General features: G+C 73.3%; 16 protein-coding genes. 6 read left to right on the top strand and 10 right to left on the bottom strand.

The genetic code is table 11. The features are described 5' to 3' along the window. Positions 1 to 118 precede the first annotated feature (118 nt). Positions 119 to 790: a hypothetical protein gene (locus LMU33_RS35500; protein ID WP_228625209.1), complete on the top strand. Its 672-nt coding sequence runs from the start codon at positions 119 to 121 to the stop codon at positions 788 to 790. A gap of 430 nt (positions 791 to 1220) precedes the next feature. On the opposite strand, the gene LMU33_RS35495 is transcribed toward LMU33_RS35500, so the two are convergent. After that, entirely contained in the window at positions 1221 to 1910 is a 690-nt protein-coding gene (locus tag LMU33_RS35495; protein ID WP_228625208.1) for a DUF4389 domain-containing protein, read from the bottom strand. 698 nt (positions 1911 to 2608) lie between these two features. On the opposite strand from LMU33_RS35495, the gene LMU33_RS35490 reads away from it, so the two are divergent. From LMU33_RS35490 to LMU33_RS35475, 4 genes are all read left to right on the top strand, one after another. Next, positions 2609 to 2923 carry a hypothetical protein gene (locus LMU33_RS35490; RefSeq protein WP_228625206.1) on the top strand — a complete coding sequence of 105 codons (315 nt, stop codon included), beginning with the start codon at positions 2609 to 2611 and terminating at the stop codon, positions 2921 to 2923. Positions 2924 to 3127: 204 nt separating this feature from the next. Beyond that, positions 3128 to 4792, top strand: coding sequence for an energy-dependent translational throttle protein EttA (gene ettA, locus LMU33_RS35485; protein WP_228625204.1), 1665 nt, complete (start codon positions 3128 to 3130; stop codon positions 4790 to 4792). A 6-nt stretch (positions 4793 to 4798) separates the two neighbouring features. Beyond that, on the top strand, positions 4799 to 5221 hold the full coding sequence (locus LMU33_RS35480; RefSeq protein WP_228625202.1) for an acyl-CoA thioesterase: 423 nt from the start codon (positions 4799 to 4801) through the stop codon (positions 5219 to 5221). Next, a complete protein-coding gene (locus tag LMU33_RS35475; RefSeq protein WP_228625200.1) occupies positions 5218 to 5895 on the top strand; it encodes a DUF8185 domain-containing protein in 678 nt (225 codons plus the stop codon). The genes LMU33_RS35480 and LMU33_RS35475 overlap by 4 nt, the downstream gene beginning before the upstream one ends. A gap of 21 nt (positions 5896 to 5916) precedes the next feature. On the opposite strand, the gene LMU33_RS35470 is transcribed toward LMU33_RS35475, so the two are convergent. The 4 genes from LMU33_RS35470 to LMU33_RS35455 all read right to left on the bottom strand — a co-directional run bounded on the left by LMU33_RS35470 (position 5917) and on the right by LMU33_RS35455 (position 14150). After that, the gene (locus LMU33_RS35470; RefSeq protein ID WP_228625198.1) at positions 5917 to 6894 is read right to left on the bottom strand and encodes an ABC transporter ATP-binding protein; all 978 of its coding nucleotides are present in this window, start codon (positions 6892 to 6894) and stop codon (positions 5917 to 5919) included. Positions 6895 to 7012: 118 nt separating this feature from the next. Continuing rightward, positions 7013 to 9727 (bottom strand): FtsX-like permease family protein, encoded by a 2715-nt coding sequence (locus LMU33_RS35465; RefSeq protein ID WP_228625196.1) that lies wholly within the window; start codon positions 9725 to 9727, stop codon positions 7013 to 7015. Between the two features lie 87 nt (positions 9728 to 9814). Beyond that, complete coding sequence (locus LMU33_RS35460; protein ID WP_228625194.1) at positions 9815 to 13576, bottom strand: FtsX-like permease family protein; 3762 nt, start codon at positions 13574 to 13576, stop codon at positions 9815 to 9817. Between the two features lie 169 nt (positions 13577 to 13745). After that, positions 13746 to 14150, bottom strand: a complete 405-nt coding sequence (locus LMU33_RS35455; RefSeq protein ID WP_228625192.1) for a globin — start codon at positions 14148 to 14150, stop codon at positions 13746 to 13748. Positions 14151 to 14246: 96 nt separating this feature from the next. Between LMU33_RS35455 and LMU33_RS35450 the strand changes: the two genes are divergently transcribed. After that, the gene (locus LMU33_RS35450; protein WP_228625190.1) at positions 14247 to 15224 is read left to right on the top strand and encodes a methyltransferase domain-containing protein; all 978 of its coding nucleotides are present in this window, start codon (positions 14247 to 14249) and stop codon (positions 15222 to 15224) included. 15 nt (positions 15225 to 15239) lie between these two features. On the opposite strand, the gene LMU33_RS35445 is transcribed toward LMU33_RS35450, so the two are convergent. The 5 genes from LMU33_RS35445 to LMU33_RS35425 form a co-directional block, all read right to left on the bottom strand. Further along, complete coding sequence (locus LMU33_RS35445) at positions 15240 to 16742, bottom strand: FHA domain-containing protein (RefSeq protein WP_228625188.1); 1503 nt, start codon at positions 16740 to 16742, stop codon at positions 15240 to 15242. 35 nt (positions 16743 to 16777) lie between these two features. Beyond that, positions 16778 to 18118 carry a vWA domain-containing protein gene (locus LMU33_RS35440; protein ID WP_228625186.1) on the bottom strand — a complete coding sequence of 447 codons (1341 nt, stop codon included), beginning with the start codon at positions 18116 to 18118 and terminating at the stop codon, positions 16778 to 16780. A 95-nt stretch (positions 18119 to 18213) separates the two neighbouring features. Then, a complete protein-coding gene (locus LMU33_RS35435) occupies positions 18214 to 19563 on the bottom strand; it encodes a PP2C family protein-serine/threonine phosphatase (RefSeq protein ID WP_228625184.1) in 1350 nt (449 codons plus the stop codon). A 3-nt stretch (positions 19564 to 19566) separates the two neighbouring features. Further along, the gene (locus LMU33_RS35430) at positions 19567 to 22122 is read right to left on the bottom strand and encodes a serine/threonine-protein kinase (RefSeq protein ID WP_228625182.1); all 2556 of its coding nucleotides are present in this window, start codon (positions 22120 to 22122) and stop codon (positions 19567 to 19569) included. Further along, complete coding sequence (locus LMU33_RS35425; protein WP_228625181.1) at positions 22119 to 23393, bottom strand: hypothetical protein; 1275 nt, start codon at positions 23391 to 23393, stop codon at positions 22119 to 22121. Before LMU33_RS35425 ends, LMU33_RS35430 begins: the two co-directional genes overlap by 4 nt. Positions 23394 to 23407: the final 14 nt, after the last annotated feature.

Raw genomic sequence — 23407 nt, 5'->3', positions numbered from 1 at the left:
GCCGTGTCAGGCGGCTTGGGTCGTCCTGGTGCGGGTTGGGGGATCGGCTCGTTACCCGCCGATCGCTGAGTCTGCGGAAAACGAAGCCAGATGCACTCAGGAAGATGAGAATGGATCAGTGGATATAGCCCGTCTGGTCCTGGACTTCACCAAGGTGTTGGTCTGGCCCTTGGTTGTGTTGTTCATTGCCTACGGCTTCCGAGACGAGGTACGGGGGTTGTTGCGGCGAGTGCGCAACCTCAGTGCTGTGGGAGTAGATGCCGAGTTCTCGGAGGCGGTCGAAGTGGCCAGCGCCGGAGTTGAGGCCGCTGTACGCGAGAGTCCACCTTCACAGGAGGCTTTGGAGCCCGCCAGCGGGCCCGCTGAGCGTCAGCAATTGACTACTTCAGAGACCGCCTCTGGTTTCAGTCGTCGGCCTGCTCCGCTGACAGCGATGGCGTTCGTGAGCCCCGATGGAGCGATGATGGCTGCCTGGCGTCAGGTTGAGAGCAAGCTCTCTGAGATGGTGCCGAACTACGAAGACATGAGGGAGCGCGGCAAGCTGTTCATGCTGATCACCAGGAGCGAGTACTTCTTTCCCCGAGACATCAGCGGTGCACTTCAGGACCTGAAGAGGATGCGCAATGAGGTAACTCACGTAGTTGATCAGGGACGGATACCGAGCCCCGAGGCTGCGGCAGAGTACGTCGAGAGCTGCCAAGCCATGGTCGAGTGGCTAGACGAGTATCGGCGCAGCCCGGCTTGGGAGAGTGCGGTCGAAAGACTCCGCTCCCTGCCCGGGTCCCAGTGACCTTCCGTTCGAGGCCGCGCAATAACCGCAATGACCGTCCCTGGTCGGTCTGCTTCGAGCTACGGATCAGAAGGCTTCTGACATTCAGCGCGGACATCAACGAGTCCGGACGGAAACATACACCAGCGTCTCTGTCCGGCTATCGCGCCCGTCGACAGGCAGCAGCCGAAGCGGGCCCGGAGCGAACTCCTGAAGCGGGTGCCGCAGGTTCGAATCCCGCCGAGGGGACACAGGCAAAGGGCCGGCTCAGCAGGTAAACCCTCCTGAGTCGGCCCTTTGCCTTGTTCGCCTCACCAATGCCGCTCGGATGCCACATCCCCGCCTTGGGCTGGTCTCTCCCGCCCTCGCGGATCACGAACGTCCCGCGGGCATGTGGCCGTGCCGCACATGGAGAAGTGCCGAGTCCCAGCTCTTGGCCGGCGACGGAGATTTACCCGCCGCCCGCTGGCTGTATCGCTGCTGCCATGGGCTCGCTCCCTCCCATGTCCAGCCGGAACGGCGGGTACTTGTCGGTCATGAGGTACGCGTAGACGAGCACCCTCAGCGTCCAGCGCAGCAAGCCCATGAGGAAGTCGAACAGACCCCGCGGGTAGGTCCCCGTGAACATCAGGATCACCACCGCGACCAGAGAGAGCAGGCCGATGAGCCCGGAGGAGAACGGACTGTAGTGATCGAGGTACCGGTACGCGCTCCAGCCGCTGCTCATCAATATCGTGATCACCAGCAACTGTGGGATGACCAGCAGCCACTTGACCAGAACCAGCCCGCGGGACAGCCGCTTGGGATAGGTGACATTGACGCGGATCGGGTAGTCGGGCACGTCCGCGAGGGTGAACGGCGGATACTTGTCGGTGCCGAGCACTGCGGAGGCGTAGTAATTGACTCGCGTGCTCCAGCGTATGACGCCGACATTGAAATGGAAGAGCGGTCGGGGGTACCTGCCGGCGATGAGGATGCTGAAGAACGCGACGATGCTCAGCACCAGGAACGCGATCCACAGGAAGAACAGAACCATGTAGTGCGGAATGGCGAGGATCCACTTCACCAGCCATTTCCATCGGGTGAGCCGGGGGTCCAGGGTCGCTTCGACGCATAGGGGATGGGTGGAAGTGGGAAACATTGCTGCCACATCCTTTCTTGTGTGAGTAGGGGGAAATGCATCCCGTAAATCGCATCTCCAGGACTGTTCCGGACGATGCGGGCGGGCCACTTGCTCTCCGTGAGCCGCATTCCAATTGAGCCCCGGCAATCGAATCGCGTCATGCCCCTGGATTGCGTGGCAGGAGAACACGTGACTTGACAGATGTCGGCGGACCCGATAGGCGGGGCACGGCCACCCGGCCAGGATCCGGCCGGGGCTCCCGGCGAGTTCCGTGAACGTGCCGGTTTCAGATGGCCACGCGGCTCGCGTGAGACTCGGGAGCAGAAAGCGAGCGGGACAGGAGATTCTGATGCAGATCATTGCCATCACCGCCGCAAAGCGGTGCTCACCAGGCGCGGATGCTCCGTCCTGTCTCCATGAGGTTGCAGGGGGAGCCGGTGACGGCAGACAGAGCATTGCTTCTGAAGAAGCTGCGGTTCGATCCTGATGCGGTGCGATCCACGAGCTGGAACGCCCCTCGATACTCGGCCCGGGCGACCAAGTGCATGTCCTCGGGAACCGGCAGGTGCTCACCATGCGCGCCGCCGGTCACTGGGAGAAGCCTGTCGGCCGTTGGGCCACATGGTGGTGGAGTTGGCGTCTGCTGTGGCGGTTGCCCTCAGAGTGGCCATCGGGCAGAAGCGGCGCATGGCCGCTCAGGGCGTCATGATCTGTCGGTGGATGAGTACGCGTGGCCCACGGGCCCCGAAGTGCCGGCTGGAGACGTGGTGCGGCGGAGCTGGGCGGCGACCGTCGCAGCTCTGCCCGTGGGGACCCAGATCACCGGAGAGGTCATCGGGCGTCAGCCCTTCGGGATCTTCATACGTATAGACGGTGTGCCCGACGCCGTGGCGCTGGCTGAGACAACGGCCATGCCGCAGGGGATGGACCTGCCTGGCCTCGGGGCCTCCGTCACGGGTGAGGTTTACTGGCACGCCCACAACCACCAGGTGAGAGTCCGGCTCGGTGGGTGGCTGGCAGCCGACGAGTGATCGCTCCCGGGCCGTCCCTGGTCCGTGCAGGGGCACTCGGGGCCACCCGACGACGACCGACAGTGACGGACGGGCCACCGCCGAGACCGCCGAAACCCCAGGTCACAGCCCCCGCACCAAACGGGTTAACACCCAAGCCTGGCGGTCAGGCAAGATGGGGTGTATCTGCCCACTGCCAGATTTCAAGCTGCCGGACGGTTTCTCTTGGCTGAGTTCATTTACACCATGCGCAAGACGCGCAAGGCGCACGGCGACAAGGTGATCCTCGATGATGTCACCCTGAACTTCCTGCCGGGGGCGAAGATCGGCGTCGTCGGTCCGAACGGTGCCGGTAAGTCGACCGTGCTGAAGATCATGGCGGGGCTCGAGCAGCCGTCGAACGGTGACGCGTTCCTGTCCCCGGGCTACAGCGTCGGCATCCTGCTGCAGGAGCCGCCGCTGAACGAGGAGAAGACCGTCCTGGAGAACGTCCAGGAGGGTGTCGCCGAGATCAAGGGCAAGCTCGACCGGTTCAACGAGATCGCCGAGCTGATGGCGACCGACTACTCGGACGCGCTGCTCGACGAGATGGGCAAGCTGCAGGAGGAGCTGGACCACGCCAACGCGTGGGACCTCGACGCGCAGCTCGAGCAGGCCATGGACGCCCTCGGGTGCCCCCCGGGCGACTGGCCCGTCACCAACCTCTCCGGTGGTGAGAAGCGCCGCGTCGCGCTCTGCAAGCTGCTGCTGGAAGCCCCCGACCTGCTGCTGCTCGACGAGCCCACCAACCACCTCGACGCCGAGTCCGTGAACTGGCTGGAGCAGCACCTGGCGAAGTACGCGGGCACCGTCGTCGCCATCACCCACGACCGGTACTTCCTGGACAACGTGGCCGAGTGGATCCTCGAGCTCGACCGCGGCCGCGCCTACCCGTACCAGGGCAACTACTCCACCTACCTGGAGACCAAGGCCGCCCGTCTGAAGGTCGAGGGCCAGAAGGACGCCAAGCGGCAGAAGCGGCTCAAGGAAGAGCTGGAGTGGGTGCGGTCGAACGCCAAGGGGCGGCAGGCCAAGTCCAAGGCGCGTCTCGCCCGGTACGAGGAGATGGCCGCCGAGGCCGAGAAGATGCGGAAGCTGGACTTCGAGGAGATCCAGATCCCGCCGGGCCCGCGCCTGGGCAACGTCGTCGTCGAGGTCGACAAGCTCAACAAGGCCTTCGGCGAGAAGGTCCTCGTCGACGGCCTGAGCTTCACGCTGCCGCGCAACGGCATCGTCGGCGTCATCGGCCCGAACGGCGCGGGCAAGACCACACTGTTCAAGATGATCCAGGGCCTGGAGACGCCGGACTCCGGCGACATCAAGGTCGGCGAGACCGTCAAGATCTCGTACGTCGACCAGGGCCGCTCCAACCTCGACCCGAAGAAGACGCTGTGGGAGGTCGTGTCCGACGGGCTCGACTACATCAACGTCGGCCAGGTCGAGATGCCGAGCCGGGCGTACGTGTCCGCGTTCGGGTTCAAGGGCCCGGACCAGCAGAAGCCGACCGGTGTCCTCTCCGGTGGTGAGCGCAACCGCCTCAACCTGGCGCTCACCCTCAAGCAGGGCGGCAACCTGCTGCTCCTCGACGAGCCCACCAACGACCTGGACGTGGAAACCCTCAGCAGCCTGGAGAACGCGCTGCTGGACTTCCCCGGCTGCGCCGTGGTCGTCTCCCACGACCGGTGGTTCCTCGACCGCGTCGCCACGCACATCCTCGCCTACGAGGGTGAGTCGAAGTGGTTCTGGTTCGAGGGCAACTTCGAGTCGTACGAGAAGAACAAGATCGAGCGGCTGGGTCCGGACGCCGCGCGTCCGCACCGCGCCACCTACAAGAAGCTGACCCGGGGCTGATCGGTCTTGCGCCACATCTACCGCTGCCCGCTGCGCTGGTCGGACATGGACGCGTACGGACATGTCAACAACGCGATCTTCCTCCGCTATCTGGAGGAGGCTCGCATCGACTTCCTGTCCCTGCGCGGCGAGGAGTCGAAGCAGGGCTCCGTGGTGGCGCGCCATGAGATCGACTACAAGCGCCAGCTCGTCCACCGGCCCACGCCCGTGGACATCGAGCTGTGGGTCACCCAGGTCAGGGCCGCGTCCTTCACCGTCACCTACGAGGTGAAGGACGCGGACGTGATCTACGTCCGGGCCTCCACCGTGGTCGTCCCGTTCGACTTCGAGACGCAGCGGCCACGCCGGCTCACCGCCGAGGAGCGGGAGTTCCTCCAGCGGTACACCGACGACGCGGACGACGCCGACGAGGAGGCCGTCGCCGCATGACCGTGCTGCACCTGGCCGACGAGACGGAGGCGGCTGATCTCGCCGCCTTCCTCTCCCGGCTGCTCCACTACGACCGTGGAGCCGCGGTGCGCGTGCAGGCGGCCGGCACGGCGCTCGCCGTCTTCGGCCGGCCGCCGTCGTTCGAGGTGCTGGCCGTCCGCGCGGTACGGCTGGCGAAGCCCTACGAGAAGGGCCTCGAGGTCAGCCTCGACGTGACCGTCTCCGCGGGTGAGTTCCTGGAGTCCGTGGACGAGCGGGCGGCCACCGCCGGCGTGCCGGCCGCGGTCACCGGGCCGCCGTGGGCCGGTGTGCTGCCGCCGCGCGGCGGCTGGCAGCCCGAGCCGGGGCTGCCCGCGCCGGACGCGCTGCGGGCGACCGTCGCCGCGGCGGTCACCGAGTTCCGCTCCCGTACGGAGGAGCTGGCGCCGGACGGTCGTACGCGCGCGGAGCTGGACCGGATCGGGCGGGACATCTGGTCCCGGGAGATCGGCCGGACCGGGCTTCCGGTGCGGGCCGTGCACGCCGCCCAGTCCCTGGGCTTCCTGCGGCCGGGCACCGATCCGGCCGACACCGGGCTGTTCTCCTCGGGGGCGTGGCTCAGGCTGCGCACCCCGTACGGGTCCGTCGCCGTACGGCGGACGGGCCTCGGCACGCTGGGCGTCAGCGTGCGCTGAGCCGATCCGGCTCCTTCCGGATCACCGCGTTCCTCCGTTCCGCTCGTCCGGCCACACCCCGATGTGGTCGGACTCCAGTTCCAGGGCCACGCGGTCGCGCATGTCCAGGGCGCGGAGGTAGTCGGCGGGGAGCTGGAGGCGGCCGGCGCGGTCGAGCATCGCGTACTCGCGGGCGACGACCGTCTCGTGGCCGGTCGTGGCGTCGATCTCGCTGCGCCGCAGCACCTCGGTGGAGGTACGGCCGTCGCGGATGGCGACCGTGCGGCGGACCTCGCCCGCCACGGCCTGGTCGTGGGTGACGATGACGATCGTGGTGCCGAGGGTCTCGTTGGCCGTGCGGAACGCGTCGAAGATCTGCGCGGCGGTCCGGGAGTCGAGTTCGCCGGTGGGTTCGTCGGCGAGCAGCACCGCCGGGTCGTTCGCGAGGGCCACGGCGATCGCCACGCGCTGCTGCTGACCGCCGGACAGCTCGTGCGGATGGCGGTCGCGGCAGTCGGCCATCTGCAGCAACTCCAGGAGTTCCACGGCGCGTTCGGCGCGGGCGCGGCGGCGGATGCGGGCGCGGGTGCGGGTGCCGGAGAGCTGGAGGGGGAGGGCGACGTTCTGGGCGGCGGTCAGGTACGGCAGGAGGTTGCGGGAGGTCTGCTGCCAGACGAAGCCGACGGTTTCGCGGCGGTAGGTCAGGCGGTCCCGGGCGGTCATGGCGAGCAGGTCGTGGCCGGCGACCCGGGCGGCGCCGGCGGTGGGGGTGTCCAGGCCGGCGAGGATGTTCATCAGGGTGGACTTGCCGCTGCCCGAGGCGCCGACGAGGGCCATCAGTTCGCCCTCGCGGACGAGGAGGTCCAGGCCCTGGAGGGCCTGGACCTCGATGCCGGCCGTGGAGAAGATGCGGACGAGGCGGTCGCAGGTGATCAGGGCGTCGTGGCCGTAGGCGGGTCGGTCGCGGGATTCGGCGACGCGGTTCGCCAGGTCGGCGAGGGTGGGGTGGTCGGTGGTCATCGGGTCTCCTGCGGGACGGTGCCCCGGGCTGCGGGTACGGCTGTGTGGTCGCCGGTGCTTCGTGGGTGCCCTGCGCTGGTGCTGGGGAGGCGCTTGCCCGCGCCGGCGGGGTACTCCCTCATCGGCCGTCCCCCGCCCTGAGTTCCGTAACCGATCCCCGGCGCCCCGTCCACCACGCCTGCACCGCCGCGACCCCCACCGTCACCAGTACGACCGCCGTCGCCGGGATCGTCAGTGACCAGGTGTCCGGTCTCAACTCTGCAGTGTCGAGAGGGGATGGGGCCGAGGAGAGGGCGATGGCCGTCAGGTCGATGCCGGGGGAGAGGAGGCGGATGGTGGACCAGCCGGTCAGGGTGGAGCCGAGGGCGGCGAGGAGGGCCTGCGGGAGGGACTCCAGGATCAGCAGGCGGCGGCCCTCCGCGCGGGTGAGACCCATCGTGCGCAGGCGGGCCAGCAGGGCGGCGCGTTCGGGAGCCGCGCGGAGGAGGGCCAGGAACAGGGCCAGTACGGCGAAGCCGGCGCCCGCGGCCACCGCCGCCGTGTAGACGCGCTCGGCCCCGGACTGCAGGGGCGAGTCGGAGTACCGGGCGCGCTCCGCGGCCAGGAGACGGACGTCGGCGGAGCCGCCGGCCGCGTGCCGCAGCGCGGCGGCGTCCATGCGGTCGCCGGTCAGCAGCAGGGCCGTCGGGCGGTCGGCGGGGGAGGACAGGCCGGACCGGTTCACGATCAGGAAGTTGCCACCGGACACCGCCGGAGTGGTGTCGCGGACCAGCGCGATGCGCACGGTGACCGTGCTGCCGTCCGACAGCCGGACCGGGAAGGGGCGCCGGGTGCCGTACTCGGAGGCGACGGACGGCGAGGCCACGGCCGGCAGGGGTCGGCCGGAGCGCGACGTCAACTCGCCGGGGCGGAAGACGCCCAGGCCGGTACGGGCCGCCAGCGCGCCGTAGGACGACGGGTCCGCGCCCACCAGCGGTACCGAATCCTGGCCGTCCACCGGCTTGGCCTGGTAGTCGATGCTCACGGCCGCCACGTCCCGCACCCCGTCCACGGCGCGCACCCGGGCCGGCACCGCCGCCGGGAGCGGGGCGTCGGAGTCCACGCGCGCGTCGGCGCCGACGGTCAGCAGCGCCGCCCGTTCCCGGGCGTCGGCCACGCCCGCCAGCACCGAACCGCCGAACGCCGCCGTGGTCAGCGCGGTCAGCAGCGCCACGAGCGGCAGCACCGCGGAGGTCTGGGCGCGGCCCGCGCGGGCCAGCGAGAGATGGCCGGTCGCCCCGCGCAGACGGGCCGCCGGGCCGGTGAGGCGGCGCAGCAGCAGCGGGTAGAGGCGGAGCAGCAGCAGCGCGGCGATGACACCGACCAGCACCGGGGCCAGGGCGACCAGTTGGTCGCCGTTCGTGCCGCGCCGCCGCAGCGCCGCGACGGCCGCGGCCGCCGGCACCAGGAGGGTCAGCTCGGCGACCGTACGGCGCCGGGAGGGCCGTACGGTCGCCAGGTCCGAGCGGTCGGCCGTCGCGCGCACCGCGCGGTGCGCCAGGGCGGCGCGCAGCGGCAGCGCGGCACAGGCGGTGACGGTCACGGCGGCCGCGGCGGCCACGGCGTGGGCGGTGCGGCCGGCCGGGACCGTGCGCAGGGCCACGGCAAGGCCGAGCGCACCGGCCGGTACGGCGACCACGGCGGTCTCGGCCAGCAGCCGGCCGGCGAGCGCGGGCAGGGAGGCGCCGCGGGCGCGCAGCAGGGCGAGTTCGGCGCGGCGCCGCTCTGCCGCCAGGCCGCCCGTCATGAGCAGGACGACCCCGACGACCGTGCCGGTGCCGGCGGCGGCCACGGACACCAGCGGGGAGATGCCGGAGCGCAGCCTGGCGAAGGAGGTGAGGGTGTCGTCCAGGGCCGTGCCGATGCCGGTGTTGTCGTCGGTGACGGCGCGGACGCGCTGCAGCCCGGGGCCGGACTCCAGGGCGGCCACGGCCGACTTCAGCCGGTCCAGGTCGTGGGCGTGCAGGGCGCGCAGGTCGGGGGCGAGGAACCAGTAGCGGAACGGGTTCGTGGTCGTGCCCAGCAGCGCGGGCGCCGCCTGCTGGGGGAGCAGCAGCGTGCCGAGCCAGTACTTCGGCGGGTCGCCGCCGGGGCTGGGCAGCGTCACCAGGACCGGGGTGCGCAGGCGAGGCACGGTCGACCAGTAGGCGCCGGCGGGGTCGCGCGGGTCGAGGATGCCGGTGACCCGGACGGCGAGCGGGGGCCGGCCGGCCCCGGGCACGTGGATGACCGAGCCGACCTTGATGCGCAGGGACTTGGCGGTGGCGGCGGTCACCGCGGCCTCCACCCCGGGTGTGCTCGCATCCACCGGGCGGTCGGCGCGCGGCATGCGCCCGGCGCGCAGGCGCGCGTGTGCGGCCAGGCCGCTCGGCGCGAACAGCGAGACATGCGCCGGCAGTCCGGTGGGGCGGGGCAGGAACGCGTCCGGCACCTCCGGGCTCACGGTGCCGGCGACGCCGTGGACCGACTGGGCGCGGTCGACGGTGAGCGGGGCGGGGACCGCGGGGAGGATCTGCCGGTACTGCCGTTCCAGCGCGGCCGGGCGTACGGCGGTGGCCCGCTGTCCGGCCGACAGGCCGAGGTCGGGCGCGGGCGCCTGCACGAGCACGGTGGTGCGGTCGGGGCGCGCCTGTGCGGCGGCCCGCCGCAGGCCGGCGTCCTCGTACCGGTCGACCGCGCGCGGGAAGGCGCCCGCCAGGCACGCGGCCAGCGCGACCAGCAGGGCGAGCGCGGCCGCGGTACCGGGCGCGGCCCGCAACCGGGTCCGCACCCGGGGCGCGAGGACCCGTGACACCGGACGCCTCACCTCACCCACCTCCCTCGGAGCCTCCGGCCGGCCGCGCCCGTTCCCTTCTCGGCGTGGTCCGCCGTGCGGTTCGTCTCACTCACCCCCCTGCTCGCGCAGCGCCCGAGCCGGGTTCGTGCGGCGTAGGGCCGGCAGTGCTGTGACCGTGAGGGGGACCGCCGCGACCGCGCAGAGCAGCACCACCACGCGGGCGGGCGGGAGCTGGACCAGGAGGTCCGGTACCGGGCGGCCGGCCTCGCCGGTCAGGACGATCAACGGCAGCACGGCGCGGGCCAGGACGGTGCCGAGGCCCAGGCCCACCGCGAGCGCCAGACCCACCAGGACGGCCTGCTCGGCGGCGACCGCGCGGGCCAGTCGGCGGCGCGGCACACCGAGCGCGCGCAGCACGGCGAACTCGGCTCCGCGGGCGCGCCGCGCGGCGGCCGCGCCGACCGCGAACCCGACCGCGGCGAGCGCCGCCGCCACCACGGCCGCTGCCGTGAACGCGGCCTCGGGACCCGCCCCGAACGGGTCGTCGCGCAGTTCGGCGGCGATCTCGTCGCGCACCACCACCTGCCCCGGATCCACGTCCGGCAGGGCCCGTACGGCGACGGCCACCCCCGCCGCGGCGCCCGGCCCGGTGTTCAGCCACCACTCGTTCGGCGTCGCGCTGTCGCCGTACCGCGCCTGCAGCAGCTGGTTCACGGCGCGCAGGTCGAGCAGCACGGCGCCGCCGTCGCGGGCGCCGGTGGCCGTCGGGTCGGCGGTGGCGGGCAGGGCGCGCACCGCACGGACGATCCGTACCGGCAGCGTGTGGTCGCCGATCGTCAGGCCGACGCGCTCACCGACCCGGGCGCCGGCCGACGCCAGATAGCGCTCGGTGGCCACGCCCGGTACCGCGGCCGGCGCGTGCTGCGGCACCTCGAGCCGGATCGTGACGGAGGCGACCCGCCATGCGTCGGCATCCGGGAGGTAGCCGGTGCCGTAGGCGAAGGTGCGGGGGCCGGTGACCCTGGGGCGGGTGGGGCTGGTGGCCGGGCTCGCCACGGCGTCGCCCGCGGCCTCCGCGGTGGTCTTCCAGCGGGCGGGCAGCGCGAGCGGGTGCGCCCGGCCGTCGGCGCCGGTCGACGTCAACTCGCCCAGAGTGAGCCGGTGTTCGGCCTTCCTGCCGGGCTGGTTCATCTCCAGGCGGAGCCCGGTGAGGGTCAGCGGTCCGGGCGCGGCGCTCACGTCGAGGCTCAGCGGGTGCGGGTGTCCGTCGGCGGGGAGCTGTCCGAACGGCAGCTGGTACGGCACCCCGTACCGGTCCGCCAGCGTCACCGTCACGTCGGTGACCACCCCCGGCCCCGCCGAGCTGAGCAGGGTCGCGGTCAGCCCGAGCCGCGCGGTGCCCACCGGCACCCGGGTCCCGGCCAGGGAGCCCTGCGGCGCCAGCCCGGCGAGCAACGGCCGTACCGGGACGTCGGCCAGGTCCGGGCGCATCAGCACCGCGTCCGCCGCGTTCCCGGTGTCCAGCGCCAGCACGGTCGCCGTACGGTCGCCGGACAGCGGCTGGGAGACACGGACGGCCGGCGCCGCCTCGCGCACGTGCGGCAGCCGCGCGTACAGGTCGGTACGGCCGAGCCCGCCCTCCCCGGCGGACAGCACGCGTACCGGCACCCCGGCCCGGAAGTCGGCCTGATCGTCCTGCGAGCGGCCCCAGGACGCGGCCTGCCCGATCGCGAGCATGCCGAGCGCGACGGCGAGGACCAGCAGCAGCACCGGGCCCGCGGCGCGTGCGGTGCGGCGGCTGAACTGCCAGCCGGCCAGCGCCACCGGCAGCCCGCGTCCGCCCGCCGCCCACCGCTCGGCGAGCCGCGCCACGGGCGGCAGCAGCCGCAGCGTCAGCACGGTCCCGGCGAGCAGCGCCAGCGCGGGCGCGGCCACCAGCAGCGGATCGACCCCGAGCGCCCCGGACCGGTCGGCGGTCACGCCTCCCGAGCCCTGCCGCCCCAACTGCCAGTAGGCCACTCCGGCGACCGCGAGCAGCCCGAGATCGGCCCCGGCACGCACGGGAACGGGGAGCATTCCGGCGGAGGCGGGGCGGGAGAGACGCACGGGACGCGGAACACCGACGCGAGGCCACCACGGCGCAAGCCTCCCGCCCGGGCGCCGCCCACCCGAGCCGGCCGGCGTCGAGTACCGGGCGCGCCGGCCGGGCGGTGTCGAGTGCCGCGTTGCCGAGCCGGACGGCGTGGAGGGCCCAGGCAGTGCCCGGCCGGGTCCGCCATCACCGCGGACGCCGGCCTTGGTCCGTGCCGCCGCGGTGTCCGGGCCGGCCGGTGTCGAGTACCGGGCGCCGGAGCCGGATTGCGTGGAGCGCCGGGCGCCACAGCCGGACGATGTCGGGGTGCCCGGGCCCGGCAGCGTCGATCGCCGCGCACCCCAGCCGGACGGCGTCGAGCGCCCCCCGTCCCAGCCGGACGGCGTCGAGCCGGACCCTGTCGCCAACCGCCCACCGCGCCCACCGCGCCCGCCCGGCACCGACCGCGACCGACCCCCTCGGCCCCACACCCCCGTACCGGCTCCTCGGCCCCACACCCCCGCACCCGCCCCGCGGTCCCACGCCCCCGCACCCCCCACCGCCGGTACCGTCACCGCCAGGGCGCAGCCCAGGGCCGCCGTGGTCGCGACCAGCCAGACGAGTGGGCGGCCGGCCGGGGGCAGGTCGAGGTGGAGGCCGAGGCCGGCCAGTGGGCCGTGGCCGGCGAGCAGGGCGGTGAGCGGACCGGCGAGCAGTGGCGCGCACACCGCGGCGGGCAGCGCGAGCAGCAGCGCCTCCGCGGCGGCGAGGGCGGCGAGCCGGGCCCGGGAGGCGCCGCGCGCCCGCAACAGCCGCGTCTCGTCGGCCCGTTCGGTGCTGAGCAGCCGGGCCACCAGCAGCAGCGCGTAGCCGGCGAGCAGGGCCAGTTGCAGCGTGACGACCAGCAGCGTGGAGCGGGCGACGAGCAGCGAGCGGTCCACCCGGTCCAGGACGTCCGGCAGCGAGGTCTGCGCCATCGTCGTACCGTGCAGCGCCGCGCGGTCGCGCAGGCCCGCGCTGCCCGCCCGGGCCGCCGTACGCAGCCGGCCGATCCGCGCGGTCGTCATCCGCGCGAAGTCCGCCGACGCGAGCCACGCCGTGGGCCCGGCGCTGACCCGGCCGCCGGTGAGGACGGAGGAGTCGGCGAGCAGCGGGCCGTACGTCATGAAGCCGGCCTTCTTCGCGCCGCGGCCCGCGAGGTCGTCCAGCTGCCAGTACGCCGCCGTGACCGAGACGGGGCGGTACAGCCCGGTGATCCGCACCCGTACCGCAGGGCCGTCCAGCCGGTCGGTCAGCGTGAGCCGGTCGCCGGGCTTCAGCCGCAGTGCCCGGGCGGCGGTCTGCGGGACGGCGACCTCGACGGTGCCCTCGGCGGGGCGCGGGAGGCGGCCGGCGGTCAGCCGCAGCCGGGTGCGGTCCAGTGCCGCGAGGTGGGTCAGGTCCGGGTCGCCGGACCGGGCCGCGGGCGGCTGCAGCGAGCGGGGCAGGGCGTACGGGCCCGAGCGGCGCAGGGTCCGCACCGTCACCGCCAGGCCGTCGAAGGTCTTGCGGGCGCCCTCCCGTACGGCCGCGTCGGCGGCGGCACGCCCGGCCGGCGGGACATCCGCCTTGACGATCAGCGCGGTGTCGGGCGCGGTGCGCGGATCGGCCAGCACATGGCGCAGCGCGGCGTCGCTGATCGCCGTCGAGTACGCGGTGAGAGTCGCCAGCACCGCGGTGGTCAGCACCACGGTGATTAACGCGGCGCCCAGCAGCAGCCGGTGCGCACGCGCGCGTGAGAAGACGAGTCCCGTCACCCGGCCCCCGTGTGTCCGTCAGCTCCAAGACCTTCGGGCGATGCTGACAGAGCGGACCTGCCGGGGGTAAGCGGTTGTCGACCGGTCTATACCGGATCGTGACCGGAATCCGGCCGCGCACGACCGGAGTCCGGCGTTCAGCGACGGCTGTTCGTCACTCCGGGGCTCGTCACTCCGGGGTGTTGATCATCGATGCGGCGGCGTACGTCAGGTAGTTCCACAGCGTCGTCTCGTGCTCCTCGGACAGCCCGAGTTCCTCGACGGCGACCCGCATGTGCCGCAGCCAGGCGTCGTGCGCCGCCCGGTCCACCGTGAACGGGGCGTGCCGCATGCGCAGCCGGGGATGGCCGCGGTTCTCGCTGTAGGTGGTGGGGCCGCCCCAGTACTGCATCAGGAACAGGGTCAGCCGCTCCTCGGCCGGGCCCAGGTCCTCCTCCGGGTACATCGCCCGCAGCTCCGGGTCCTCGGCCACTCCCTCGTAGAAACGGTGGACCAGCCGGCGGAAGGTGTCCTCCCCGCCGACCTGCTCGTAGAAGGTCTGCTCCTGCAGCGTGCCGCGCCGAATCTCATTCACCCGTCCATGGTCTCAGACCGGGTGACCCAGGACCCGAGGCCTAGGACCCCCGCGGCCCGGCCCTGCCGGAACCCCGCTCGCCCCTACTGTGGACCCATGGGTGCCTACGACGCCGAGACCGACCGCCTGGCCGCCGCCGCGCGGGACGCGCTGGTGCGGGAGATCGACGCCGAGGGGGCCTGGGCCGGGGACCCGGTGTGGCGGGAGGCGTTCGCGGCGGTGCCCCGGCACCTGTTCGTGCCGTACTACTACGTCGCCGGACCGCGCGGCCACGAGCGCCGCTGGGGCGAGAGCCCCGACCCGCGGGCCCGCGAGCGGTGGGTGCGCGGCGTCTACGAGGACGTTCCGCTGGCCACCCGGCTGCGCGACGGCGAGCTGGTCTCCTCCAGCAGCCAGCCCTCCCTGATGGCGCGGATGCTGGCCGCGCTGGAGGTCGAGGACGGAGACCGGGTCCTGGAGGTGGGAGCCGGCACCGGCTACAACGCGGCCCTGCTCGCCCACCGGCTCGGCGACGACGACCTCGTCACCACCGTCGATCTGGAACCGGAGATCACCGAGTCGGCCCGCAGGCACCTGGAAGCGGCCGGATTCCGTCCGGCCGTCGTCACCGGCGACGGCGCGCGCGGCGTGCCCGAACGCGCCCCGTTCGACCGGATCATCGCCACCTGCGAGCTGCCCACGGTCCCGCGCGCGTGGCTCGCCCAGTGCCGCGCCGGCGCCCGCATCCTCACGCCGCTGGCCACCGGCCTGCTCGCGCTGACGGTGCGGGACGCGACCCACGGCGAGGGCCGTTTCCTGTCCACGCCCGCGTACTTCGTGCCGCTGCGCGGCGGGGTCAGGCCGGAGCCGGAGGGCGTGTCGCTCGCCGGGCTGCCGGGCCGGGCCCGCGCGCAGGAGACGTTCCGCTTCCTGCTCGCGCTGACCCGGGGCACCCTCGACCCGCAGGAGGCCTGCCCGCTGTGGGAGCGCGAGGGCATGCCGGAGCGTGAGCGGTACGGCGTCACGGTCGACGGCGAGCACGCCTGGGCGTGGCTGGACGAGCCGGAGGGGCCGTACGCCTGGCCCCTCCCGTGACCGTCCCGGTGTCGCTCAGGCCCGGCGGACGGTGATCGTCGTCCAGGCGCCCACGTGCACCCGGTCGCCGTCCTGCAGCGGAACCGGCACGAACGGCTGGATCGGTTCCTCGGACATGTTGACCGTGGTGCCGTTGGTCGAGTTCTGGTCGACGACCGCCCAGCTGCCGTCCGGCTGCTGCACCAGCACCGCGTGCTGGTGCGAGACGCCCGGGTCCTCCGGCGGCACCGACAGGTCGATGTCGGGGGTGTCGCCGGTGGAGTGCCGGCGGCGGCCGATGGTGACCTGGTTGCCGCTGAGCGTGCGCTGCTGCTCGGGCGAGTACGCGGGCAGGTTCAGGCCCGCGGCCTCGGGACCCGAGCGCTGCATCATCGCCATGAAGTAGTCACGGTCCGGGCCGACGGTCGCCGTCCAGGTGGCCCGCTGCGGCGGCACCGGCGGGTAGCCGTAACCGCCGCCGGCCTGTCCGCTCTGCGGGCCGCCGGCCGACGGCGGGGAGATCACCCAGTCGTCGTCACCGCCGAAGGAGGGGCCGGGGGGCGGGGGAGCGGCCGGCTGCCCACCGCCGCTCCCGGGCGGACCGCCGACCGGGGGCCGGCCGGTCTCCCGCGGGAACGCGGGCGGCGCGGGCGGGCCGGACTGCTGGTACGCCTGCGGGGCACCGCCGGGACCGGCACCGGGGGGCGGCGGCGGTACCGGACGCGAGGGGTCGCCGCCGAAGCCGGAGGGACCGCCCTGGGGCGGGCCGGGGGGAGTGGGGCCACCCGGACCCGAGGGTTCACGGCCGAAGGAGTCGCCGGGGCCGGAGGGGCCACGGCCGAAGGGATCGCCGGGGCCGGAGGGCTCACGGCCGAAGGGACCGCCGGCCCCCGGGCCCTGAGGCTGACCGGGGCCGCCGCCGAAGCCGGAGGGACCGCCGGGGCCGCCGGGACCCTGGCCCTGACCGCCGCCGAAACCGGACGGAGCACCCGAACCCGGGCCGCCCTGGCTCGGGCCACCGAAGGCACCCGGACCGCCCGGACCGCCCGGACCGGGCGAGGTCGGCGGGCCCGACGGGCCCCGCTCACCGGCGAACGGCGTCGGGCCCGACGGCTCGCTGCCGAAGGACGGGATCGGCTCGGCGGGCCGGTTCATCTGCGAGGGCCGCGAGCCCTGGTACTCGTACCCGTCATTGCCGCCGTACGTCGCGCTCGGCGGCTGGAACCGCGGCTGCGGCGCGCGCGGCGCAGCCGGGGTGTACGAGGTGGCCGTGTTGGTCAGGAAGTTCCACCGGCACTCCTCGCAGAAGGGAGCGCCGCCCTCGCGGGGCGTACGGCACTGCGGGCACATCTCCGGCTCCGGGGCCGACGCGGCCGGCGGGCGTGCGCCGGCCTGGTTGCCCTGCGGGGGCGGGAAGCCGTAACCGCCCGCGGGCGGGGGCGGCGGCGGGGGCGGCGGTACGGCACCGGCCATGCGGTGACCGCACACCTCGCACCAGTCGTCGGAACCCGACTGGTGTCCGTTCGGGCAGGTCGCCATGTCGGTGCTTCCCCTTCTCCGGATGTCCTACTGGGTCACTTCTTTACACGAACAGTCTTTGTGGACCTGGTCTCCAGAGTCATCTCATCCGCCTCTGCGACCTTCGTCTTCAACCGCACAGTACCTGTCGCGGCATCGACCACGTCCACCACCTTCGCAAGCAGTTTCGCAGTATCGGCGTTCCCGGAGGCGTTCGCGAGCTGAACGGCACGCCCCAGTTTGGCCGTTGCGCCATCGAAATCACCCGCTTTACGAAGATCGAGGCCTTGCTTGATGGCTTGTGCCAGTTCGGCCTGCCCGGTGTAGTGGGCGACTTGGGGGTTGATCGAGGTGGAGGCCACCATGTCGTCGGTCCACACCGCCCGTACGAGGCCCTGCGCGCCGAGGTTCTGTACCGACCCGTCCGCTTGTGGCACGACCAGCGAGACCCGGGCGGCGAGCATCTCCTGGCCGAGGCCGGCCGCCGGGACCTCGACGCACAGGTGGTAGTCGCGGGACTCGTCGCCCCAGGACCCGGTCGGGTAGTCCCCGGCGCGCGGCCCGGCCTCGGTGCGGCGGGCGGTCAAGTCCTCGACGGTGGGCGCGACTTGCTTGACGAACCGGATGGTCGTGCCGACCGGCGTCCACACCCGCAGGGAGACGTCGGCGACCTCCTTGCCCATCGCCGTCTCCATCATCTGTGTGAAGTCGGCGGCGAGCCCGGCCGGGTCGGCGACGATGTCGGCGGTGCCGAGCAGCGCCGAGGCGATCCCTGTGACTTCTTTCACTTCCCAGTCGGTGCCCACGCCCCGCGCGTCACAGGTGAACCGTCCGGCGCACGCGTCCAGCGCCGCCCTCAGTTCCTCCGGCGACTCGTGCTCGTTGCGGCCGTCGGTGAGCAGGATGCCGTGCCGGATGGTGACGTCCGCCGAGTTCAGCAGCCGGTCGGCGAGCCGCAGCCAGGTGCCGATGGCCGTGCCGCCGCCCGCGCTGAGCCGTCGCAGCGCCTGCTTGGCCTGTTCGCGGGTGGCGGCGTCGGCGACCGCGAGCCGTCCGCCGCCCGGATAGACCTCCTTGGCCACGTGCGTGCCACCGATCACCGCGAAGTGCGTGCCGTCGCGCAGGGTGTCGATCGCGGCGGCCGTGGCGTCCCGGGCGTTGCGCATCTTGGTCGGCGGGTAGTCCATCGAACCGGAGCAGTCGACCATGAGCGCCACGGCGGCCGACGGGCCCTGGCCGCGCGGGTACAGCGGTGCCGCGGCGCTGCCGACCGTGCCGCCGCCGGTCGAGGTCACCGTGACGATCGCGTTGACCTCGCGCCCGCCCTCCGGCAGGTACTCGTTCTGATAGACGTCCATCGAGAACTGCGGCACATGCGACTTCGCGAAATTGGCCATGCGAACTCAAATCCCCCTTGACCGCCCTGCCGAAGCAGGACGACGGCTGTGAACGGGCCGGTCCCCTCCGGCCCGCGGCCCCAGACCTCGGGCCCTCAGGCCGATCCTGCCCCCTGCGGCGGCGCCGGGAACGGCACGACGGCCACTGTTACGTTGTCGTGGCCCCCGCCGTCCAGGGCGTGGCCGACCAGCACCCGGGCGCTGTGCAGCGGGCGCTCGGCCGCGTCCGCCGGCACCACCTCGGACATCTCCTCGGCCGTCTCGGCGTAGTTCCACAGCCCGTCGGTGCACACCACCACGACTCCGGACCGGTCCGGCTTGAACGACGCGGTGTGCGGCTCCAGTTCGTAGGCGTCGGCGCCGAGCCAGCCGGTGATCGCGTGGGCGCGCTCGTCGGCGTACGCCTCGGCCTCGCTCATCAGGCCGGCGGCGACCATCTGCGCGGCCCAGGAGTCGTCCTCGGTCAGCCGGGCCGCCGGTGCGCTGCGGTCGTCCGGCACCCAGTACACGCGGCTGTCGCCGACCCAGCCGACGACCAGCAGCCCGGAGGTGACCACCGTGCCGACGATCGTGCACGCCGGGGCGTTCTGGTGCGGGGCGTGCTCGCGGGCCGTGGCGGGTTCCTCGGCGAGCGCGTTGACGGCCTGCGCGGCGGCGACGATCGCCTCGTGCAGGGCCGTCTGCGGATGCGTGCCGCGCGGCAGGGCCGCCAGCAGCGCGTCACCGGCCGCCTGGGAGGCGGCCGTCGACGCGTCGTCGGGGCGGGTCGCGGAGGACACGCCGTCGCAGACGATCGCGAGGGCGGCCGGGGTGCCGTCGGGCAGTGCGGTGTGGCCGACGGCGAAGGCGTCCTCGTTGCGGTGGTGGCGCAGACCCCGGTCGCTGACGGCGGCCACCGGGCCCGACTCCCGCTCCACGTGGTCGCGTTCGCGGGGCTGGGCGTGCCCGCAGTTCTCGCAGTAGCCGTCGCTGTCCACCCGGCCGGCCCGGCAGGCCACGCACACCTGCGCGGGCTCCTCCGGCGCGGCAGTGTTCCCGGGGTTGTCGGCCACGCGCGGGTCCGGCGCCTGCAACGGGTACTCCTCGGGTTCGGCGGGCCGGTCGAAACGCACCCCGGAACCGGCCGGCTGTGGTGCGGACCCGTGGCCGTGCGGGTCCGTGCCGGGCCCGTGTTCGGGCAGGGGGGTGCCGCCGGAGTCGGTGCCGGGCAGGTCGGCCGGCAGGTGCGGCGCCTGCGGGGCGCCGGAGCGGTCCGGCTCGGGGGCGGGCCAGTCCACGCCGTCCCCCGAGGCGCCGTTCATGGTGAGCGTCGGATGGTCCTGCGGCGGCTCGGGTACGACGGAGAGGTCGTACCCGCACGCTCCGCAGAACAGGTCACCCGGCTCGACGGGCTCCGCGCAGCTCGGGCACTTCGGCAGTGCGGCCTGCTGGGGCATCTGCGACATCAACTACACCCACGTCCGGGGGCGGTAACGGTTGGCCCGTTCCACCAGTTCGATCCTCTCCTCGCCGCCGGGCGCCAGCCGGGCCAGCGTGCGGTAGGCGCGCTCCAGGCCGAAGCGGAGGCCCCGCTCGTCCAGACCGCTGCCCAGCAGCACCCGTCCGCCGGCGGCGGGCTGGGTGCCCTGGCCACCGGAGAGTATCCAGTCCAGCGCCGAGCCGAGGACTTCCGCCGACAACTGCTCGCGCCGCGCCGGGTCCAGACCGTACGCGTCCAGCGCCTCGACCTGCCCGGCGGCGGCCGTCAGGTCGTCCAGGAACGGTACGTCACCGGCGGTGGCGGTGCGCTGTCTGAGCCGCGCCCGAACGGCGGCGACCCGGGCAGCCGTGTAGTGGATGGAGGACTCCGGCACCGACTCCAGGGTCCGCACGGCACCGTGCCGGTGGCCGGCCGCGAGCTGCACCCGGGCGAGCCCGAAGGCGGCGCTCACATAGCTCGGGTCGGTCGCCCACACCAGGTGGTAGTACTCGGACGCGTTGTCCAACTGGCCGAGCACCTCCGCGCACAGGCCGAGCGCCAGCTTGGGCGGGGCCTCGCCGGGGAAGGCGTCGTAGATCGCGTCGAAGGAGAGCGCGGCGCCCTCGAAGTCGCCGGTGACCAGGGCGGCCACGCCCCGGTACCACACCACCCGCCAGTCGTCGGGCCGTTCCTCCTCCAGCTTGGCCAGGCTCATCAGCGCGGCCTGGTGGTCACCGCTCTCCAGCCGGGCGCGGACCTGCCTGAGCCGCGTCTCCACGGTCTGCACCGGCGCCGCGTCCAGGGCCGCGATCAGCTCGGCCGGCGCGGAGGTCATCAGACCGGCCAGGAAACCAGCGTTGGGGTCACCCGGATCGACCAGCGGGACCGGCAGGGCGAGCGCACCGGCGGGGGCGTCGACGGGCTTGACGAGCGCGGGCGGGAGCGGGGCAGGGGCACCGGCGGGACCGGGACCGGCGGCCGTGCCCAGGGCTCCGGCGGCACCGGTCGCCGTCCCCGGCGCACCGGCTGCCGTCCGCTTCCGGCTCCGGGCCGCCCGCGCCCCCAGCAGCGAGACATCACCGTCCAGCCGGGGGAACAACTCGCGGTCGACGACCCGCACTTCGGGGCCGAACAGCGTCGACAGCGCGGGCCGTGCCTGGCCGCTCTGCAGGGAGACGACCTCGCGCAGCACGCCGGTCAGCTGCTCGGCCATCTCCTGCGCGGAGGCGAACCGGCGCGCCGGGTCGGGGTCGGTGGCGCGGACCAGGAGCCGGTAGAAGGACTCGTAGCGGCGGAAGACGTCGATGGTGTCCGGGTCGGGCAGGGAGTCCACGTAGACGTTCGTGTAGCCCTGGAAGTCGAACGTCAGCACCGCGAGCGTACGGCCCACCGTGTACAGGTCGCTCGCCACCGACGGGCCGGCCTCGGCGACCTCGGGCGCCTGGTATCCGACCGTGCCGTAGATCGCCGACTCGTCGTCGTCCATGCGGCGCACGGCGCCCATGTCGATCAGCTTGAGCTGGTCCTCGGTCTGGATCGCGTTGTCGACCTTGAAGTCGCAGTAGAGGAGGTTACGGCTGTGCAGGTGGCCGAGGGCCTCCAGCGCCTCGATGCCGTACGCGCAGGCCTGCTCCACCGGCAGCGGGTCCCGGCGGCCCTGCGGGCTACGGCGGGCGTTGGCGATCTCCTTCAGGGACTTGCCGCCGACGTACTCCATGACGATGTAGCCGTCGAGGGAGCCGGTGCGCTGGTCCAGGTGCTCCACGAAGTTGTAGATCCGCACGATGTTGGCGTGCTCGATCTCCGCGAGGAACCGCCGCTCGGAGATGGCGGCGGCCATCGCGTCCTGGTCGCCGGTGTCCAGCAGGCCCTTGAGGACCACCCACCGGTCGGAGACGGCACGGTCCACGGCGAGGTAGATCCAGCCGAGCCCGCCGTGCGCGAGGCAGCCCACGACCTCGTACTGGCCGTGCACGATGTCCCCGGCCTTCAGTTTGGGCACGAAGGAGTACGGGTGCCCGCACTTGGTGCAGAACCCCTCCGTGCGGCCCGGCCGCTCCCCCCGGGCCCGGCCGACCGGCGCCCCGCAGTCCGAGCGCGAGCAGAACCGCTTCCGCTCCGGCACCTCCGGGTTGTCCAGCACCATCGCGCGCGGGTCGGGCCGCGGTACCTGCGGCACGTGCACCAGACCGGCGCCGAGCCGCCCGCGCGTGGAGGTGCCGGAGGAGGAGCCGGAGCTGCGCACCGACACCGAACGCCCGCTGGAGCGGCCCGACAGCGAGCGCGAGAGCCGCCCGGACACCGAGCGGCGCGACTTCGACGACTGCGAGGACGTGCGTGAGCTGTTGCGCGAACTGCCGCTGTCCGCAGCGCCCCTGGTCACCCCGGTCGCCGGCGAACCGATCAGCCCTCCCCCGGAGGGGGGACCCCCAGCCGAGACGACCGGTGCCAGGCCGCAGGTGTCGCAGTACAGCTCGCCGCCGCCGACGTCCTCGTACGAGCCCTCGCAGCCCGGCCGCTGACAGGTCTGCCCCGGCTGACTCATGACTGGTCCCCCTTACGGTCCTCGGGCGCCCCCGCGCCGCCGAGCAGCTCGGCCGCCAGCTGCTGGTAGCGCAGCACGGCCTGTTCGGCCACCCGCAGGTCACAGGGCGCGCTCCACAGCATCCGGCGGGCCGCGTCGTACCGCTCGATCAGGAACGGGTCCTCCGCGAGCCCGTGCCGGGCCACCTTCGCCCTGTACGCGTCGAGCCGGCCGCGCAGCTCGGCGCGCACCGCGAGCGGCGCGGTGACCGCGGTCAACGACTCGCGGGCCCGCAGCAGTTCGTCTTCCGCCTTCTGCTCCAGGGAATCCAGGAGCGGGGAGAGCCGGTGCCACTGCGCCTGCCTGCGGTACTCGGCCGCCGTCGCCAGCTGCTCCTGGAGCACGGTCGGCGGGCCGCTGACCACCGGCACCTCGGTCGCCGCGATCTTCGCCAGCACCTCGCCGCGCGCGGTGCGGGCCTCGGCGAGCGTGCGGTCGGCGCGCGAGAGCACGTCCCGCAGCCGGATCAGCCGCGCCTCCGCGTCCTGCCGGACCGTCAGCACGGCGTCGATCTCCCGGCGCACGTCCTCCAGGGCGCGCGCCTCACGGTCGTACACCGTGGTGTCCGGACGGCCGCCGCCCGGCGCCGAACTGCCCTCGGCCGGCACCCAGAACGCCAGCGGGTCGGAGACGACGTCCTCGCGCAGCTTGGTCAGCGTGCGCGTGATCCGCTCCAGGTCGTCACCGGCGGGGTGCTCGCCGGGGCGCACGCCGACGGAGTGCGCGAGCTTGCGGGTGCGCTGGAGTTCCGCGGCGAGTAAATCGATCCGCGCGGGCAGCGCCGACCACACCGCGTCGGCGGTGACGACCAGGTCCAGGCTCGTCGCGTACAGCTCGTTCATCCGGTCCACCAGGCCGGACAGTGAGAAGGACTCGCTGAGCGTGCCGTTCCCGGCCACGGTGACGGCCTCGCCGCGCAGCAGCTCGGTCAGCTCCAGCAGGTCCTCACGGCTGGACCAGCGGCGCCGGGCGCGGATCTCCCGGGCGGAGCGCAGCGCGGCGGCGTAGGCGTCGAAGTACCCCCACAGCAGGGTGATCCGCGCCTCCGTGGCCTGCCAGCGTTCCTTGGTGACGCCGGTCAGTTCGGCGCCTTCGAGGAGTCTGCGGCCCGCGTGGTCCTGCAGTGCCAGCAGCGAGGTCTCGATCGCCTCGTGCTCCTGGCCGAGCCGCGCCAGCGCACGGTCCACCTCGTCCCGGTCCATCACCGGCCCGGCGGGGTCCGTGACGCCCATCGATCACCTCTCGC

This window comes from Streptomyces barringtoniae, assembly GCF_020819595.1.
Taxonomy (GTDB): domain Bacteria; phylum Actinomycetota; class Actinomycetes; order Streptomycetales; family Streptomycetaceae; genus Streptomyces; species Streptomyces barringtoniae.
This window is presented reverse-complemented; position numbering and strand designations above follow the sequence as displayed.